The 17,934-nt window shown below is 63.8% G+C and carries 14 protein-coding genes and 2 tRNA genes; 12 read left to right on the plus strand and 4 right to left on the minus strand.

The features are described from left to right. From AC4FIJ_RS05045 to AC4FIJ_RS05100, 12 genes are all read left to right on the plus strand, one after another. Window positions 1-75: transfer RNA gene (locus AC4FIJ_RS05045), tRNA-Glu, on the plus strand. A 25-nt stretch (window positions 76-100) separates the two neighbouring features. Further along, window positions 101-175: transfer RNA gene (locus AC4FIJ_RS05050), tRNA-Glu, on the plus strand. A gap of 436 nt (window positions 176-611) precedes the next feature. Beyond that, on the plus strand, window positions 612-923 hold the full coding sequence (locus AC4FIJ_RS05055) for a hypothetical protein (RefSeq protein WP_490335633.1): 312 nt from the start codon (window positions 612-614) through the stop codon (window positions 921-923). A gap of 117 nt (window positions 924-1,040) precedes the next feature. Then, entirely contained in the window at window positions 1,041-2,261 is a 1,221-nt protein-coding gene (locus AC4FIJ_RS05060; protein WP_490335634.1) for a sensor histidine kinase, read from the plus strand. A 170-nt stretch (window positions 2,262-2,431) separates the two neighbouring features. Further along, window positions 2,432-3,838, plus strand: a complete 1,407-nt coding sequence (locus tag AC4FIJ_RS05065; protein ID WP_490335635.1) for an OprO/OprP family phosphate-selective porin — start codon at window positions 2,432-2,434, stop codon at window positions 3,836-3,838. 122 nt (window positions 3,839-3,960) lie between these two features. After that, the gene (locus AC4FIJ_RS05070) at window positions 3,961-5,001 is read left to right on the plus strand and encodes a substrate-binding domain-containing protein (protein WP_490335636.1); all 1,041 of its coding nucleotides are present in this window, start codon (window positions 3,961-3,963) and stop codon (window positions 4,999-5,001) included. A gap of 21 nt (window positions 5,002-5,022) precedes the next feature. Beyond that, the gene (pstC, locus tag AC4FIJ_RS05075) at window positions 5,023-6,405 is read left to right on the plus strand and encodes a phosphate ABC transporter permease subunit PstC (protein ID WP_490335637.1); all 1,383 of its coding nucleotides are present in this window, start codon (window positions 5,023-5,025) and stop codon (window positions 6,403-6,405) included. Between the two features lie 7 nt (window positions 6,406-6,412). After that, window positions 6,413-7,696 carry a phosphate ABC transporter permease PstA gene (gene pstA / locus AC4FIJ_RS05080; RefSeq protein ID WP_490335638.1) on the plus strand — a complete coding sequence of 428 codons (1,284 nt, stop codon included), beginning with the start codon at window positions 6,413-6,415 and terminating at the stop codon, window positions 7,694-7,696. Between the two features lie 22 nt (window positions 7,697-7,718). Next, a complete protein-coding gene (gene pstB / locus AC4FIJ_RS05085; RefSeq protein WP_490335754.1) occupies window positions 7,719-8,528 on the plus strand; it encodes a phosphate ABC transporter ATP-binding protein PstB in 810 nt (269 codons plus the stop codon). Next, window positions 8,525-9,205 (plus strand): phosphate signaling complex protein PhoU, encoded by a 681-nt coding sequence (gene phoU / locus AC4FIJ_RS05090; protein WP_490335755.1) that lies wholly within the window; start codon window positions 8,525-8,527, stop codon window positions 9,203-9,205. Before pstB ends, phoU begins: the two co-directional genes overlap by 4 nt. Before the next feature lie 103 nt (window positions 9,206-9,308). Further along, the gene (gene phoB, locus AC4FIJ_RS05095) at window positions 9,309-9,998 is read left to right on the plus strand and encodes a phosphate regulon transcriptional regulator PhoB (protein WP_490335639.1); all 690 of its coding nucleotides are present in this window, start codon (window positions 9,309-9,311) and stop codon (window positions 9,996-9,998) included. Between the two features lie 147 nt (window positions 9,999-10,145). Beyond that, on the plus strand, window positions 10,146-10,598 hold the full coding sequence (locus tag AC4FIJ_RS05100; protein WP_490335640.1) for a hypothetical protein: 453 nt from the start codon (window positions 10,146-10,148) through the stop codon (window positions 10,596-10,598). Between the two features lie 64 nt (window positions 10,599-10,662). Here the strand turns inward: AC4FIJ_RS05100 and AC4FIJ_RS05105 are convergent, their stop codons facing one another. The 4 genes from AC4FIJ_RS05105 to AC4FIJ_RS05120 all read right to left on the minus strand — a co-directional run bounded on the left by AC4FIJ_RS05105 (window position 10,663) and on the right by AC4FIJ_RS05120 (window position 17,810). Further along, window positions 10,663-11,415 carry an extensin-like domain-containing protein gene (locus AC4FIJ_RS05105; protein ID WP_490335641.1) on the minus strand — a complete coding sequence of 251 codons (753 nt, stop codon included), beginning with the start codon at window positions 11,413-11,415 and terminating at the stop codon, window positions 10,663-10,665. A gap of 1 nt (window position 11,416) precedes the next feature. Beyond that, a complete protein-coding gene (locus AC4FIJ_RS05110) occupies window positions 11,417-14,998 on the minus strand; it encodes an error-prone DNA polymerase (RefSeq protein ID WP_490335642.1) in 3,582 nt (1,193 codons plus the stop codon). Between the two features lie 137 nt (window positions 14,999-15,135). Then, the gene (locus AC4FIJ_RS05115) at window positions 15,136-16,566 is read right to left on the minus strand and encodes a UdgX family uracil-DNA binding protein (protein WP_490335643.1); all 1,431 of its coding nucleotides are present in this window, start codon (window positions 16,564-16,566) and stop codon (window positions 15,136-15,138) included. Next, complete coding sequence (locus AC4FIJ_RS05120; protein WP_490335644.1) at window positions 16,563-17,810, minus strand: putative DNA modification/repair radical SAM protein; 1,248 nt, start codon at window positions 17,808-17,810, stop codon at window positions 16,563-16,565. The genes AC4FIJ_RS05115 and AC4FIJ_RS05120 overlap by 4 nt, the downstream gene beginning before the upstream one ends. Window positions 17,811-17,934 lie beyond the last annotated feature (124 nt).

The following is a 17,934-nucleotide window of genomic DNA, read 5'->3' on the forward strand; positions in this document are numbered from 1 at the left end:
GGCCCCTTCGTCTAGCGGTTAGGACGCGGCCCTTTCACGGCTGAAACACGGGTTCGATTCCCGTAGGGGTCACCAAGGTGCGGCCTTGCCTTCACGGCATGGCCCCTTCGTCTAGCGGTCAGGACGCGGCCCTCTCACGGCTGAAACACGGGTTCGATTCCCGTAGGGGTCACCAGACCTTTCCCAGAAACCCGATTTTTTCGACGTGCTCGTCGCTGGCGCCGGTTGCAGGCAACAGGCCTTCCCGGCCTTGCTCTACGTATTGGTTAATCCTTGGGTATTAACGGTCCGGTTTGCGACGCCGCGAGCGATCCCCGCCGCAACCGAACGCGAATATCTGCCGCTATCAGGCCGTTAACGAATCGGAAGGACCCATTCCCGGTGCCTGCGACGCTTCAAGCGCGCTTCAACCGCGACCCGCCATGATTCCTTGTAGCATATTGCCGGATCGCCGGGCGCTCCTGTCTAATTCTCACGCGAATCGGCGTGAACGGTGCCAGGGGATTGCGATGAGATCCGCAAATTATTGTCGTTGCCCGATGGGTCTGCAAAGCGATGCGATTTGTTCGCATTGCGGCCGTCAGACATCGCCGGACCGGTTGCATGCGGCCATGCGCGAGGCCGGGCTAGTCGTCAGCCGCAGCCCGCGGGGGGCCGCGTGGAGGCGCAGCGCAAGCGCCTTCCTGATCCTGCTGGGCGGCCTGCTGGCCATCGTCGGTCACAGCGGAGATGAACTCGCTCTCCAGACGATGGGTATAGCCGTTGCCGGTTGCGGCGCCGTTCTGGCGGCGGGTCCGGGCGCGGTTCGGCTGATGGCGGCATTCGCCAACTCGCGCACCGGGCGGGTCGCGATCGGAGGATGCATCGCGCTTGTCCTCGCCCTTGCCCTGGTGCTGGCGGACAACCCCACCCTGTTCCGCTAAAGACGGAAAGCTGACCGCCGGACGACAACCGCCCGCTTCGGACTGGCGCGTTGGCCAGCGCGTGACTATCGAAGTCGCGATGTTGAGCGCCGCGTATCGATTCACCAGGGCCGGAAGATGAACCTGGCCGGCTTTCCATGGGGCGGGATGGCCCTCGCGGCGCTGGGCGCCCTGGCGATCTGGTTCACCACCTATGACGCGCCGCTTGCAGGCGCGATCCTGCTGGTGTGGATTTGCTCGCTGCTGCTGCGCCGCCGCGAACCGCCCCCGCCTCCGGAGCCGCCTGCGCGAGGCACGCTTGGGCCGGAGCAGACACGCGAACTGATCGAGCCCCTGTCCCAGCCCTATCTGATGATGGAAAAGGGCCGGATCAGCATCGCCAATCGTGCCGCGCGCGAGGTTCTGGGACCGCATATCGTCGGTCAGGATGCACGCGTCGCGATCCGCCACCCTGAGGCCATTCGCCTTCTCGACCGCAAGGGCGGCGGCACCGCGACCATCAGGGGATTGTCGGGTCCGCGTTCGATCTGGAACGTATCGGTGCGTCCGGTCGACGATGCGCGCATCACGATCGAACTGGTCAATCGCACGGCGGAAGCGGATATCAGCCGCGCCCATACCGATTTCGTCGCCAACGCCAGCCATGAACTGCGCACGCCCCTGTCCTCGATCATCGGCTATGTCGAAACCATGCTGGAGGCGGACGCGGATGATGGCCGGCCGATGGAACCGGCGACGCGCCATCGGTTCCTGGAAGTCGTGGCGAAGGAAGGGAGACGCCTGCAGGCACTGGTCGAAGACCTGATGAGTCTGTCGCGCGTCGAGGCGGGCAAGCACGAGCTGCCACCAACCGTGCTGGACCTGCGGGAACTGGCCGAACAGGTCGTATCTGGCATGACCTCGCTTCACGGAAAGGATCGCATCGTCCTGGACGCCGACCCGCACCCCATGCCCGTACGCGGCGATACGCAGCAACTCGATCAGCTGATGCGCAATTTGATCGACAATGCGATGAAATACGGATCGAAGTCCGAACCGGTGCGCGTCACCGCGAAAGATGGCGAAGCCAGCTATGAACTGACGGTCGCGGACAGCGGCGAGGGTATCGCGCCCGAACACTTGCCCCACCTCACCCGGCGGTTTTATCGTACCGATCCCGGTCGCAGCCGGGCAGCGGGCGGAACCGGGCTTGGCCTTGCTATCGTGAAACACATCGTAGAGCGTCATCGCGGTCGGCTGGATATCGCCAGCGAGCTGGGCGTGGGCACCACGATCACGGTAAGATTGCCGCGGCATGTGGAAGACGAATCGCAGCGAGTGAAAAAAACGGTCGCCTGAGCGCAGGTAAGCATCTGCCGCGAGAAATTTTTTTACGAAAAGTTTTCGCAGAGTTCCGCCGTTTGGGCGCGGTTGCTGGTGCCTGAGAAATGCGTTGTAACAAAACTGTCACCGAACGGTCATAGGGGCGTCGGCAAATGGTCATCTAATTGTCATCAAAGTGTAATTTCATGCATCGTCCACTCACTGTTTCCCTTGCCGGTCTTGCCATGATCGCCGCCTCTCCCGCTGCTTATGCGCAGCAGGACGATCGCGCGATGGAGGCGGTGCAATCCGAACTCTCGGCAATGCGCGCCGCCATGGATGCCATGAATGCGCGTATCGAGGAGCTGGAAGGCGAACTGGCCAGAACCCGTTCAGCAGCCGCGAACGAAGCGGTCCCGGCGGAAGCTGTCCCGACCGAACGGGCAGACATCGCCGTCGCGCAAGCAGCGGCCGCGCCCGCCGAGGAAGCACCGCAGACCACAATCGCGTGGAACGGAGGCCCCGAATTGTCACACCCCGACGGCTGGAGCTTTGGCGTCAGCGGCCGGTTGAACTATGACGCGGCCTATATCGATGCGCCGAAAAGCACGGGCCGCGATGAAGGATTTTCCAGCGGCGCCCGCCGTCTGCGCGTCGAGTTCGAGGGCGAGGTCCCCGGCAATTTCGGCTATGATCTGGGCATAGAGGTCGGAAGCGGCGAGGCCGTCGTGATGGACGCGACGATCAGCCATCGCAGCGGTCCGGTTACCTTCATGGTTGGCCAGCACAACACCTTCCAGTCGATGGAAGAGCTGAGCAGCAGCCTGCACACGTCTTTCATCGAACGAGCGGCCTTCACCGACGCATTCGTGTTCGAACGCCGCGTCGGCGTGTCGGCGCAATATTTCGAGGACGACTTTGTGGTTCAGGGCGGGCTGTTCACCGACAATATCGAAGCGCTCGACAACCGGAACGAGGGCGGCGACCTGCGGATCGCTTACACGCCCAAGGCCGGCAACACGCAGCTTCACGTCGGCGGATCGGTCCACTACACCGATCTCGACGGGCTGACCGAAAATCTGCGCTATAGCCAGCGGCCTCTCGCGCGGCCTCCGCGTACCCGTTTCGTCGACACCGGCGTCTTTTCGGCGGACAGCGAAACCGGCATCGGCGCCGAAGCCGCCGCCATTTTCGGCCGCCTTCACGTCGCGGGCGAAGCCTTTTGGCAGCATGTCGAGCGGACGGACTTTGCCGATCCAACCTTCTTCGGTGGCTATGCAGAGATCGGCTATTTCCTGACGCCGGGCGATCGCCGCGGCTACAAGAAGGGCGTGTTCGAGCGTATCAGGCCCGCCAACCCGCTGAACGAGGGCGGTTTCGGCGCCCTGCAGTTCAACCTTCGCTACGATTACCTCGACCTTCAGGAAGCCGATATCACAGGCGGAGAGCAGAACCTGTACGGCGCCTCGCTGGTGTGGACGCCCACTGACCACACGCGCTTGCTGATGAACTATGCCTATATCGATTACGACAATGCGGTCTTCGCGACGGCCAGCGGTGACACCGATTATGGCGTCCACAGCCTCAGCGCACGGGCCCAACTGGATTTCTAGCGAAAACTTCCACACCTAAAGCACTAATAATCAGATATTTAGATCCGTTGCACCGTACCGATGTCACTTAACTGTCATATGCAGTCCATATTGGCGCGTGCGATTCGAAAGGAAATTTTTTCATGCGCATGATGAAGCCCCTCCTGCTGGCCGCGCTTTCGGCCACCACCCTTGCCGCCTGCGGCGGACCCCAGTCCGCCGGACGGGACCAGATCAAGGCCGTGGGATCATCGACGGTGTATCCTTTCGCCAAGGCCGCGGCCGAGGAATTCAGCCGCAGCTATCCGCAGTTCTCCTCGCCGATCATCGAATCGACCGGCACCGGCGGCGGCTTCAAGCTGTTCTGCGGCGGCGTCGGCACCCAATATCCCGACATCGCCAATGCCTCGCGTCGCATGAAGGCTTCGGAGTTCGAGAACTGCCAGGCAAACGGTGTGACCGAAGTGGTCGAGCTGCAGGTCGGCCTCGACGGCGTGGCCATCGCGGAATCGCTTGAGGGTCAGAATTTCTCGCTGACCCCGGCGCAGGTGTACGAGGCGCTGGCGGCAGAACCCTATGGCAAGCCGCAAACCGCCAAAAACTGGTCGGACATCGATCCGTCCTTCCCGAACGAGCCGATCCTCGTTTACGGCCCCCCGCCGACCTCGGGCACGCGCGACGCGCTGGCCGAGCTGATCCTGACCGCGGGCTGCGAGACCGATCCCTCGATCGCCGCCATGAAGGAAAGCGACGAGGATCGCTATGAGCAGATCTGCACCGAAGTGCGCAGCGACGGCGCCTATGTCGAGCAGGGCGAGAACGACAATCTGATCGTCCAGAAGCTTGCCACCAATCCCAAGGCGATCGGTATCTTCGGCTATTCCTTCCTCGAGGAAAACGCCGACACGCTGCGGGGATTGAGCCTTGGCGGTTTCGAGCCGACCTACGAGAACATCGCCAGCGGCAGCTATCCCGGCGCCCGTCCGCTCTACATTTACGTCAAGAAGCAGCATGTGGAAGCCGTGCCCGGATTGAAAGAGTATCTCTCGACTTGGGTCGAGAACTGGGGCAAGGACGGCCTGCTTACGAGCAAGGGCATGATCGCCTCCACGCCCGAGGCGGCAGCCCGCAACGCCGAAGTGGCCACGAACCTGACGACGATTCAGGCCACGGATCTGCAATAAAGCGAGCCTGATACCCTAGCGATGTCGCCAGCAATTCTCGTTCTTCTTGCACTCGGCCTTGGCTTGGCCGGGTGGCTGGCGGCTCGCTCTCGGGCCTATGCCTTCAAGGGCAGCGATTCGGTTCGCCTGCATTCGCTGCCCAGCTATCACGCCTGGTATGTCGCGCTCTGGGCCTTCGTACCGGCCATTCTGTTCGCACTGGTGTGGAGCGTGGTGAGCCCGCAGCTCATCCTGCAGGCCATGCTGTCGCATCCCGCGGCCGATGCGCTGCCGCCCTTCGGCCTCGCGCGCAATACGATCCTTGGCGAGGCGATCGCGGTCGCGAATGGCGACATGCAGGCGGTGTTCGATCCGCGCGCGCAGGGCCTCGTCGAACCGGCGCGCGATGCCATCTCCCGCTATGGGCTCATCGGCCTTGCGATCACGCTGATCGCCGGCTTTGCCGGGGGCGCGTTTGCCTTCCTGAAACTGCGTCCCGACTTCACCGCGCGCACCAGGGTCGAGCGCATGGTCATGGGGCTTCTGCTGCTGGCATCGCTGGTGGCGATCCTTACGACATTCGGCATTCTTGCGTCGCTCTTGTTCGAAACCGTGCTCTTTTTCGGCATGGTCAATCCGATTGATTTCCTGTTAGGCACGCATTGGTCGCCCGATCCCATGCGCGACCCTGCCTATACCAGCGGCGAAGATTACGGCGCGCTGCCGCTGTTCTGGGGCACCATCTACATCGGGGCGATCATCGCGATGATCGTGGCTATCCCGCTGGGCATGGGCAGCGCGATCTATCTGACCCAATATGCCTCGCCCACGCTGCGCCGCTGGCTCAAGCCCATTCTCGAGATTCTCGCGGGCGTACCGACGGTGGTCTATGGCTATTTCGCCGCGCTGACGGTGGCGCCGTTCATCCGCGACGTTGCGCAAGGCATCGGCATTTCCAGCGCCAGCAGCGAAAGCGCGCTGGCCGCCGGTCTGATCATGGGGGTGATGATCATCCCCTTCGTATCCTCCATGGCGGACGATTCGATTGCCGCGGTCCCTGCCGCCATGCGTGACGGCAGCCTGGCCATGGGTGCGACGCAATCGGAAACGATCCGCCGGGTCCTCATTCCGGCCGCGCTTCCGGGCATCGTCGCGGGCGTCATGCTCGCGGTGTCGCGCGCGATTGGCGAAACCATGATCGTCGTGATGGCGGCGGGCGCGTCGGCCAATCTTTCCGCCAATCCGCTGGAGAGCATGACGACGGTGACCTACCAGATCGTTGCCATGCTGACCGGGGAAGGCAGTTTCGACCATCCGGCGACCCTGTCCGCCTTTGCGCTGGGCATGGTTCTGTTTGCCGTTACCCTGACGCTCAACTTCATCGCGCTGCGCGTGGTGAAGCGCTACCGCGAAGCCTATGAGTAAGCGTGCGATGAACACTGCCTCCCCTTCCCCGGACATCGACGCCATCGAACGGCAGCGCGCAGACCGCAACGCGATGCTCGCGAAGCGGTTGAAGAAGCGTTACGCGGCCGAAAAGCGTTTCCGCATTCTCGCCATGCTCTCGGTTTTTGTATCGGTTGCGGTTCTGGCCGTGCTGCTGTTCGCGATGACGTCGAACGGGATCGCGGGTTTCACGCGGGCCGAACTCAAGGTGCCGATCCGCTTCACCGAACTGGGCCTTGCCGTCGATCAGAGCCAGTTGGAACAGCCGGGGGCCGAGGCGATGCTGCGCTCCGCCGGATTGGACGATGCGCTGCAGTTCGCGGCGACCCAGGCATATGGCGCCGAGGTTGCCGCCCAGCTTGGCGGCGGCGCCTCGCGTGACCTTGCTTCCAAGATCGCGTCCGATCCCGACATGCTCAATCAGGACGTCACCGTTTCCCTGCCGGTGCGGGACGATCTCGCCGCGGCCTACCGCGGTGAAGGCCCTGCCGAATTGCGAGCCCTGGCGGCCCGATTGAAGGACGAAGGCGTTCTGTCGCGCGCGATCGACTGGGGCTTTCTGGCGCGCGCCGACGCGACCGAGCCTCAGGAAGCGGGCATCTGGGGCGCGCTCAAGGGATCGCTGCTCACCATGATCGTAACGCTGGTGCTGGCGTTCCCGATCGGGGTGCTGGCAGCGGTGTATCTCGAGGAATATGCGCCCAAGAACAAGTGGACCGACATCATCGAGGTATCGATCAACAATCTCGCGGCGGTGCCCTCGATCATCTTCGGCTTGTTGGGCCTCGCCGTCTTCCTATGGATCTTTCCCAATCTGCGCTCGGCGCCGATCATCGGCGGCATGACGCTTGCGCTGATGACGATGCCGGTGATCGTGATCAGCGGGCGCAACGCGATCAAGTCGGTGCCCCCTTCGATCCGGGACGGCGCCCTCGCCATCGGCGCATCCGAAGTGCAGGTCGTGTTCCATCACGTCCTGCCGCTTGCCCTGCCCGGCATCCTGACCGGCACGATCATCGGCATGGCCCGCGCCTTGGGCGAAACCGCGCCGCTGCTGATGATCGGCATGCGCGCCTTCGTCGCCACCCCGCCAGCCGGCTTTACCTCGCCGTCCAGCGTGCTGCCCGTCCAGATCTTCCTCTGGTCGGACGAGATCGACCGGGGTTTTGTCGAGCGTACATCTGCCGCGATTATCGTGCTATTGCTCTTCCTGCTGGCCATGAACGGCCTCGCCATATACCTGCGCAACAAGTTCGAACGCCGCTGGTAAACCCAGAGACCGTCAAATGAAGATGACCATGCACGAACCCAACACGGCCGAGGCCGCCACGCACACCGCTTCTGCCAGGCCGAAGATATCGGCCAATGACGTCTCCGTGTTCTACGGAGACAAGAAGGCGATCGACGAGGTGTCCATCGACATCCACACGCGTTACGTGACGGCCTTCATCGGCCCTTCCGGATGCGGTAAGTCGACCTTCCTGCGCACGCTGAACCGGATGAACGACACGATTTCCAGCGCGCGGGTCGAGGGTGAGATCCTGCTGGACGGCGAAGACATCTACCGATCGAGAATGGACGTGGTGCAATTGCGCGCCCGCGTCGGAATGGTGTTCCAGAAACCGAACCCGTTCCCCAAGTCGATTTACGAGAACATCGCCTACGGTCCGCGCATCCACGGGCTCGCCTCAACCAAGGCGGAAATGGACCGGATCGTCGAGGAATCACTGCAGCGCGCGGGACTGTGGGAAGAGGTGAAGGACCGGCTGGCGGATTCGGGCACAGCACTCTCCGGCGGTCAGCAGCAACGCCTGTGCATCGCCCGCGCGATCGCCGTCGATCCCGAAGTGATCCTGATGGACGAGCCCTGTTCGGCGCTCGACCCGATTGCCACGGCCCGTATCGAGGAGCTGATCGACGAGCTTCGCGGCCGCTATGCGATCGTGATCGTCACCCATTCTATGCAGCAGGCGGCGCGCGTGTCGCAGCGGACGGCGTTTTTCCACATGGGCAAGATGGTGGAATACGGGAAGACAAGTGACATCTTCACGAATCCGCGCGAAGAACGCACGAAGGACTACATCACGGGGCGCTACGGCTGATTATGGAACACACGGTCAAGGCGTTCGAGGAAGACATCACCCGCCTCCGCGGTCTGGTCGCGGAAATGGGCGGTCTTGCCGAACTTTCGGTACAGGAATCGCTCGACGCCATCGTCAATGGCGACGAGGATCTGGGAAATCGCGTCATTGCGCGCGACAAGGAAATCGACGCGCTCGAGATGGAGATCGACCGGCTGGCCGTTCGCACCATCGCGCTGCGCGCGCCGATGGCCGACGATCTGCGCGAAGTGATCGCGGCGCTGAAAATCGCGGGCGTGGTCGAACGTATCGGCGATTACGCCAAGAACATCGCCAAGCGCGTCAACCGGATCGAAGGTCGCCGCCGGTTCGAGCCGCTCGCGCTGATCCCCGCAATGGGCGAGATCGCGGTCGAGATGGTGCACGACGTGCTCACCGCCTATGCCGCTCGCGATCCCATGCTGGCCAAGGAAGTGATCGCCCGCGATGCGCGCGTCGATGCATTCTACGACAGCATCTTCCGCAACGTGGTCACCCACATGGTCGAAAACCCGGCCACGATCGGCAGCACCGCGCAATTGCTGTTCGTCGCGCGCAATATCGAACGCGTCGGCGACCATGCGACCAATGTCGCGGAAATGGTGCATTTCTCCGCCACCGGCTCCTATCCGCCGGACCGCGAGGATACCGAGCGCTAAAATCCCGCCGGACAGTCGCACGCAAATCAATCTCTTGTCATATGCCGGTAATAAAAAGCGTGTGATGGGAGGATCGAACAGCCACTGACAAGGATCCGAGGATTTGCCCGCTCCGCGCCTGCTTCTCGTCGAAGACGATCTCTCGCTTGCCGAGCTCTTGCAATATCGCTTCGAGGCCGAGGGCTATGAAGTGCATGTCACCGGCGACGGCGACGAAGCGCTGATCCTTGCCGACGAACAGGCGCCCGATCTGGTCATTCTGGACTGGATGGTCGAAGGCACCAGCGGCATCGAGATCTGCCGCCGCCTGCGCCGCGACAAGGAAACGGCGCATGTTCCCATCGTGATGCTGACCGCGCGCGGAAGCGAGGACGATCGCATCCGTGGGCTGGAAACCGGTGCCGACGATTACGTGACCAAGCCGTTCTCCCCGCGCGAATTGATCGCGCGCGTCGGCGCGGTGCTCCGCCGCGTACGTCCGGCGCTTGCTGGCGAGATGCTGGAAGTCGGCGATATCAAGCTGGATGCGACCAGCCACAAGGCAACCCGCCGCGGCCAAGCACTGCAACTTGGCCCGACGGAGTTCCGCCTGCTGCGATTCTTCATGGAGCATCCCGGACGCGTGTTCAGCCGCGGACAATTGCTGGATGCGGTCTGGGGCACGGGCAGCGACATCGAACTGCGCACGGTCGACGTCCATATTCGCCGTCTTCGCAAGGGCTTGTCCGTCGAGGGTAGCAAGGACCCGGTCAGGACGGTGCGGTCGGCCGGATATGCATTCGAAGCGTCCTAGTCATTTTTGCTGCGCTGCAAGATTGACAGAAGATTAACACCGGCGCAGCCTGACCTTTGTCGGGTATAACATCGACGTTCAAAATATACCGGTTATGCCCGATGGAAAACTGCGCCTGTCGCGCAGGTTCCAACAAGGGGAAAACTGATGAAAACTGCAAGACTACTTGCGCCGCTTGTCGCGGCGACGATGGCGTTTGCCTGCCCTCAACTTGCGATGGCCCAAAGCGAATGGCCGTTTGTCAGTGGTGAATATGTCGAGGTATCCGGTATCGAGATCGATGACGGACATGGGCTGGATTATGCCAACCATCTGGCCGGCATGTGGCGCAAGGGTCAGGCCTTCGCAATGGAACAGGGCTGGATCACCGGTTACGAAGTCCTGATCAACTCGTTCCCGCGCAAGGGCGAGCCCGATGTCTATCTGATGACGCGCTGGACCGAATGGGAAACGCCCGAAGAAGAAGAAGCGCGGGCCGAGGCCTATCGCAGGCACATGGCGATGACCGAATCCGAGATGCAGAGCGCATCGGGCGACCGTGCGGAATACAGGACCGTGGCGAGTTCCATATTGCTGCGGTCGATGAAGTTCCGCGACTGATCTAGGGCGGGTTTGGGTCGCGCCCGCCCCTATCCTAATCATAGATGTCCTAACAGTCGATGTCCTAGCGGCAGAAACTGCCGAAACCTCGATCCGCCTGGTCGAGATGAAAATGATCTTCATGCAGCGCATTATATTCAGGCGACAGCACAGTGCCGAATACGTCGCAGGCCCCGTCCCGTACCTGCCGCAGAAACGCCGCCTCCGGATTGCCGGAGCCTTCCTCCGCCCAATCGCCTGACAAGGTTAGCTGCCGTCCATCCTCCAGCGTAAACCCCGCGATATCGATGGCATTGGCGGTCGCATGTTCGCTCCATCGTCCCGTGGTGCCGCCATTGACGCGCCTGCAGCTATAGGTGCCGAGGTGCTGCAGGCTTGCCACCCTGCTTCCCAGCAATTGCTCCGCCGCGGGCTGCACCCGGTGCCGCATCCACCAGACGAGCGCCGCATCGACTGCGCAGCTGGCCTCTGGCGCCGAGGGCGAAAGCTGCAGGCCGCGATCCGCGAGATCGGTGATCCGAAGCCTGTCCTCGCGCCGACACGCGCCCTCCCCCGCCGGATCGAGCGGCGTGAAGGGAATACCGGCCCGGTCCAGCGCATCGCGGCACAGGCCGGGATCGCCGCGCAGCGATGCCAGCTTGGTCCCCGTCGCCCAGCCTTCGGGACCATTCAGATCGAGCGGCGCGCGCGGATCATGTTCCGGATGCGCCTTCAGCCAGCCATGCGCACCGGCCCCCAGCGCGAGCAGCACGAACAGAACGATGATCAGGCGATCGATGCGGAAGGGGCGGGGCGGCAGGCGTTTTTCGATATTCACTTCAATGGAAATCCCGAGAAGGCGGTAGGATCCGGGGCACGATCCGGACATCGCGCGGATGCCGTCCCTGGAACCCGCATTCGCGGTTGCCGGCGGGCGGCGGCTCCCACGGATCGATCGGCAGGATCGCACCGTCGGGTGCGCTGCCATGCGGAGCGGCAACCGCGGGGTCGTCCGCCCCTTCGCGCAGATTGTCGCGCGGGTTCATCTTGGCGGGGAGCGGGCTCTGCACATGATCGGCGCGGGCCAGCACCGTCGGCATCATGTCGTCGGACAGAGCATGCAGCGCGTGATTGGCATCGACCATGTGCTGCACGATCACATGAACCACGTCATCGTCATATTCGACCCGGCCGCGCACTTCCATCAGCCGCGCGCCCATCACCACCTTGCGGTATTTCTCCTTCAGATGCGGCCAGACGACCAGATTGATGACGCCGGTCTCGTCCTCCAGCGTGATGAAGCATACGCCCTTGGCGCTGCCGGGGCGCTGACGGATCAGCACGACGCCCGAAACCTGCACGTTGGAACGGAACTTGCGGTCGCGCAGGTCGCAGGCGCGGATGAAACCGCGTTCGGCAAGTCCGGCGCGCAGGAAAGCCATCGGATGCGCCTTCAGCGAGAGGCGCATGGTCTGGTAATCCGCCACCACTTCCTCGGACAGGGGCATCGCGGGAAGACGGGCAGGCGCAGTCTCCGCCCCCTCGTCGCGGGCCCTTGCCGCCTCGAACAAGGGCAGCGGCGGGGCCGATACGATGGAACGCGCATCCCATAAAGCCTGCCTGCGCGACAATCGCATAGAGCCGAAGGCATCGGCATGGGCCAGACGCTCGATATGCGCAGCCGGAATGCCCGATCTTTCGCGCAAGGCAGCCACATCGGGAAAGGCGCCGTGATCCTCGCGCGCGGCGATCAGGCGGGCCGCGACATGTTCGGGCAGGCCGTCCACCTGCCGCAGGCCCAGCCGCAATGCGACGCCATCGCGTTCCGCAGGTTCCAGCGTGCAATCCCATTCCGACAAGTTCACATCGGCAGGCCGCACCTCCACCCCGTGCTCCGCCGCGTCGCGCACGATCTGTGCAGGCGCATAGAACCCCATCGGCTGCGAATTCAGCAGCGCGCAGGCGAAGGCGGCAGGGTAATGGCATTTCAGCCAGCTCGACACATAGACCAGATGAGCAAAGCTGGCGGCGTGGCTCTCGGGAAAGCCATATTCGCCGAAACCGCGGATCTGGTTGAAGCAGCGCTGCGCGAATTCGCGGTCATAGCCGCGCTCCACCATGCGTTCGACCATCATGTCCTGAAGCTCGTCCACCATGCCGCGCGATCGGAAGGTCGCCATCGCCTTGCGCAACCGGTTGGCTTCCGCCGACGAGAACTTGGCGGCATCCAGCGCGATCTTCATCGCCTGCTCCTGAAAGATCGGCACGCCCAGCGTGCGGCCAAGTATGCTGGACAGCTCATCGGGCGGCCCGTGCGCAGGGCCGGGAGCGGGGATTTCCACGCGTTCCTCTCCGCGCCGGCGCTTGAGATAGGGATGCACCATGTCGCCCTGAATGGGGCCGGGTCGCACGATGGCGACCTGAATCACAAGATCATAGAACTCGCGCGGGCGCAGGCGCGGCAGCATGTTCATCTGGGCCCGGCTCTCCACCTGGAACACGCCCAGCGAATCCCCGCGCCGCAGCATGGCATAGGTCTCGGGATCCTCGCGCGGGACACTGGCCAGCGTCAGCGCGCGGCCATGGTGATCGGCCACTTCGTCGAGGCATTTCCGGATGCAGGTCAGCATGCCCAGCGCCAGCACGTCGACCTTCAATATGCCCAGCGCCTCGATATCGTCCTTGTCCCATTCGATGAAGCTGCGATCGGGCATCGCGCCATTGCCGATCGGCACCGTCTCGGTCAGCGCGCCCTGCGTCAGGATGAAGCCGCCGACATGCTGCGACAGATGGCGCGGCATGCCGATCATCTGCTGGGTAAGCGCCAGCACCCGCCGCAGATGCGGATCGCTGATGTCCATGCCGGTCTCTGCCACATGCGCCTCGCCGATCTCGCGTCCCCAGCCGCCCCAGACGGTGCCTGCCAGCTTGGAGGTCACATCCTCGGACAGGCCCATCGCCTTGCCCACTTCGCGGATCGCCATGCGTGGGCGGTAATGGATGACGGTGGCGCACAGGCCGGCGCGGTGGCGCCCGTATTTCTCATAGATATGCTGGATCACTTCCTCGCGCCGCTCATGCTCGAAATCGACGTCGATGTCGGGCGGCTCCTTGCGCTCTTCGGAAATGAAGCGGTCGAACAGCAGGGCGTGGCGCGCGGGATCGACCGCCGTGATCTCAAGGCAATAGCACACCGCCGAATTGGCGGCAGAGCCGCGCCCTTGGCACAGGATCGGCGGATCGACGCTGCGCGCGAAGTCGACGATGTCCTTGATGGTCAGGAAATAGCGGGCCAGGTCCAGCTTCTCGATCAATGCCAGTTCGCGCGCAATCGTGGCGCGGATATGATCGGGCACGCCGGCGGGATAATCCTCTGGCGGATAGCGGCGCGCTGCCCCCTCCCATGTCAGGATTTCCAGATGCTGCTGCGGCGTGCGGCCCTGCGGATAGATCTCCTCGGGATATTCATAGCGCAGCTCGTTCAGGCTGAAGCGGCACCTGTCCGCCAGATCCCGCGCGGCGCGTATCGCATGGGGCCAGCGGGCGAACAGGCGCATCATTTCTTCCGGCGCCTTCAGATGCCGTTCGGCATTGGCGTGCAGCAGATAGCCGGCCTTCGCCACGGTGGTCTTGTGCCGGATCGCGGTCATCACGTCCTGCAGCGGACGGCGGTCGGGCGCGTGGTAATGCACGTCATTGGTCGCCAGGATCGTCATCCCGTTGTCCCGCGCCAGCGCGTTCAGCCGTTCGATCCGGGCGATATCGTCGCCGCAATACAGATGGCTGGCCGCAAGATGGCGCAAGGATGGCAGCATTGCGCCCAGATGCGGCACAAGTCTGGCAAAACTCAGCCGCCTTTGCGCCGGTTCTGGCGCGCTGCCGTCCAGCGGAACGACATTGCCGGGAAGGCTGACCGTGATGTCCGCATCCAGATCCGGCGGCGGCAGGGCGATCAGGTGCAGCGCCCCTCCTCCATCGTCGGCGGCATGGGCGGCCAACATCGCCAGATCGATCTCGCATATGCCCTTGTCCTGCCAGTCGCCGGACAGGGTTTGCATGCGCCCCCGGCTGATCAGGCGCGACAGCCGGCCATAAGCCGCGCGTGTTTCGGGATAGGCGAGGAACGCGAGGCCCTCCACGGTCTCGATCCGCGCGCCGATAACGGGGCGCAGACGCAGGGTTTCCGCCTCGGTATGGATGCGCACCACGCCTGCCAGCGAATTGGCATCGGCTATCCCGATCGTGTCATAGCCGAGTGCACGCGCCGTCGTGACCAGATCGACCGCATCCGACGCGCCGCGCAGGAAGGTAAAGCACGACACCAGCCCCAGCTCGACGAAAGGAGCTCTTTCGGGCGTGTCTATCGCATCGGGATCGACATCGATCCGGCGGCGGTCGGGCGTAAGCGGGGCGTCGGGCATGGCGGCACCATGACGGCCCTAGCCGCGCGGGCATGCACAGGTTTCCCCATGCTGTCCCGGCCTGTCCACAGGGATTTCCGCAGGTCTGCGCACAGGCTTGTCCACAGGATCTCCACAGCGGGCCATATGCGCAAGGGTCACGCCAGCGCCTCCAGCCGCGCGGCGACGGCGGCCAGGTCTTCGCCAAACAGGCGCGTCTGTTCCTCGCGCGCGGCCCCTTCCAGGCGGAGCAGATAGGACGGGTGCGCGGTCACCCACAGCTCGCTGCCATCCTCCAGCTCGATCGGCTTGCCCCGCGCCTTGGTGATCGAAACCGTCTTGCCCAGCATGGACCGCGCCGCACTGGCCCCCATCGCCAGCACGAGGCGCGGCTTCACGATCGAGCGCTCGGCCTCTACCCACCAGCGGCAGATGTCGATTTCCTTGGCGGCGGGCGACTGGTGCAGGCGGCGCTTGCCGCGCTGCACATATTTGAAATGCTTGACCGCATTGGTGACATAGGCGGCCTTGCGGTCGATCCCCACCTGTTCGAGATGCACGTCCAGCAATTGCCCGGCGGGGCCCACGAACGGGCGGCCCTGCAGATCCTCGTTATCGCCGGGCTGTTCGCCCACGATCATCAGCGGGGCGCCCGCGGGCCCCTCGCCCATTACCGCCGTGTTGTGCAGTTCACCGATCGGGCAGCGGGCACAGGCATGAATCGCCTTGTCGACCGCGTTCAGCGTTTCGGGCCGCTCTTCCTCATCCATCGCACCTGCCGATACCATCGCCGCCTCTCGCGCCTGCGCGCCCGCGACGAGTTCGGGAATGAGCTGCGCCTCGGGCATGTTCTTCCAGTACTTGCGGGGCATTTCCTTGAGCATGGCCCCGATCTTCAAACGCGCCGGATTGAAAATGGATGCGTAATAGCCGCGCCACATCTCCTCGACCGGATCGCCCGTAGGCGCATCGGCGCGCGTGGCCGGGGGGCCTTCGCGCAGCGTCTCGCCGTCCCAGTGCAGGCTGCCGCGCGGGGTCAGGATCGACCAGCGCATATTGGCAAAGCGGCGCGTGAAGAACCCCGCGTTGTGGCGCAGGATGTGGTGGAACGGTTCGAACCAGGCGACGAAATATTCGCCCTCCTCATGCTCGACCTCGCGAAAGCGCAGGAAGGCGCGCATCTTGTGAATGTCGCGGCGGACCGCGCGCGCCATGTCGGCCATCGCTCGGATGTCGGCATCGGCCGCATCCTCGATCAGCCGCGGTTTCGACTGCAGCCGCCACAGCACGCGATAGAGCAGGCCAAAGCGTTCCGGATCGGAATGCATGATGACCGTCTTCGCGATTTCCATGAAGCGGCGCGATACGCGCGGCTGCGCGGCGTCCCTGTCGGGCACGGGCAGGCGGCGGTCGCCATGGGTGAACAGATTGCCCGCCGGGCCGCCCGGTTCGGACCATGCGATGCGGTCGGGCGGCACGTCGGCCATGACCATGCGCCGCGCATGATCGCGCCATTCGGCGAAATCGTCCGGCGCGGCCATCGGCACCACGTGATAGGCGCCCAGCCTGACATGCTGAAGCGCCGTCATGCCGCGAACAGGTCCAGTTGCCGCCCCGCATCGGGGGCGACCAGCGCCTTGAGATCGGCCCGGTCGGTCAGCGTCACGGGCCGCCAGTCGGCCGTGACGATGAAGGGCCGCAGCTTGGCCACCGACACGGTCAGCTTTGCGATATCGTCCAGCCGCAGGGTGCGATGCCGCCGCGCGCTGAGGATCTGGCCCACCCCGCGCGTACCCAGCCCCGGCACGCGCAGCAGCGCCTCTTTCGGCGCACGGTTCACGTCGACGGGAAAGCTTTCGCGGAACTTCAGCGCCCACGCCAGCTTGGGATCGATGTCCAGTGGCAGCATGCCGTCCACACCGGCAGCCTGCGCCACCTCGCCCGGCGAATAGCCGTAGAAGCGCATCAGCCAGTCCGACTGGTATAGCCGGTGCTCGCGGATCAGGGGCGGACGCTTCAGCGGCAGCACCGCGCTGGCATCAGGAATGGGGCTGAAGGCCGAGTAATAGACACGCCGCAGCCGGTGCTGGCCGTAAAGCGCGCTGGCCCGGTTGACGATATCGGCATCGCTGGCTCCGTCGGCACCCACGATCATCTGGGTCGACTGGCCCGCGGGCGCATAGCGGGGCGCATGGCGAAAGCGCTTCTTCGCGTCGCGCGCCTCGGTGATGGCATCGTTCATCGTGCCCATCGCGCCATCGATGGTCTGCGCGTTCTTGTCGGGCGCCAGCCGCACCAGCCCGGCCACGGTGGGCAGTTCGACATTGATCGACACCCGGTCGGCGTACAGCCCCGCGCGGCGCACGATCTCTGCATCGGCCTCGGGAATGGTCTTGAGGTGGATGTAGCCGCGGAAATCATGCTCCTCGCGCAGGATGCGCGCGGTTTCGACCAGCTGCTCCATCGTATGGTCGGAATTGCGGATGATGCCCGAAGACAGGAACAGCCCCTCGATATAATTGCGCTTGTAGAACGAGAGCGTCAGATCGGCCACTTCCTGCGGCGTGAAGCGCGCCCGCTCCACGTTCGAGCTCTTGCGGTTCACGCAGTAGTGGCAATCGAAGATGCAATGATTGGTCAGCAGCAGCTTGAGCAGCGAGATGCAGCGCCCGTCGGGCGCATAGGCGTGGCAGATGCCCATCCCCTCGGTGGACCCGACGCCCTTGCCCCCGCGGCTGTCGCGTTTGTTCGTGCCCGACGATGCGCAGGACGCATCATATTTGGCGGCATCCGCCAGGACTTTCAGCCTTTCGATTACGGTCTTCTGTATCATGCGCGACTCCTGCGTTCACTATATGTTCTTCGAGGCTCGGTGGCCAGCCTGAAAAATCGAACATAATTTTCACAAGAATCTGCCAAAGGTTAACCATATTGTGTTCTTTTGTGGCTCAAACGTG

The sequence above is a fragment of the Croceicoccus sp. genome (assembly GCF_983967925.1).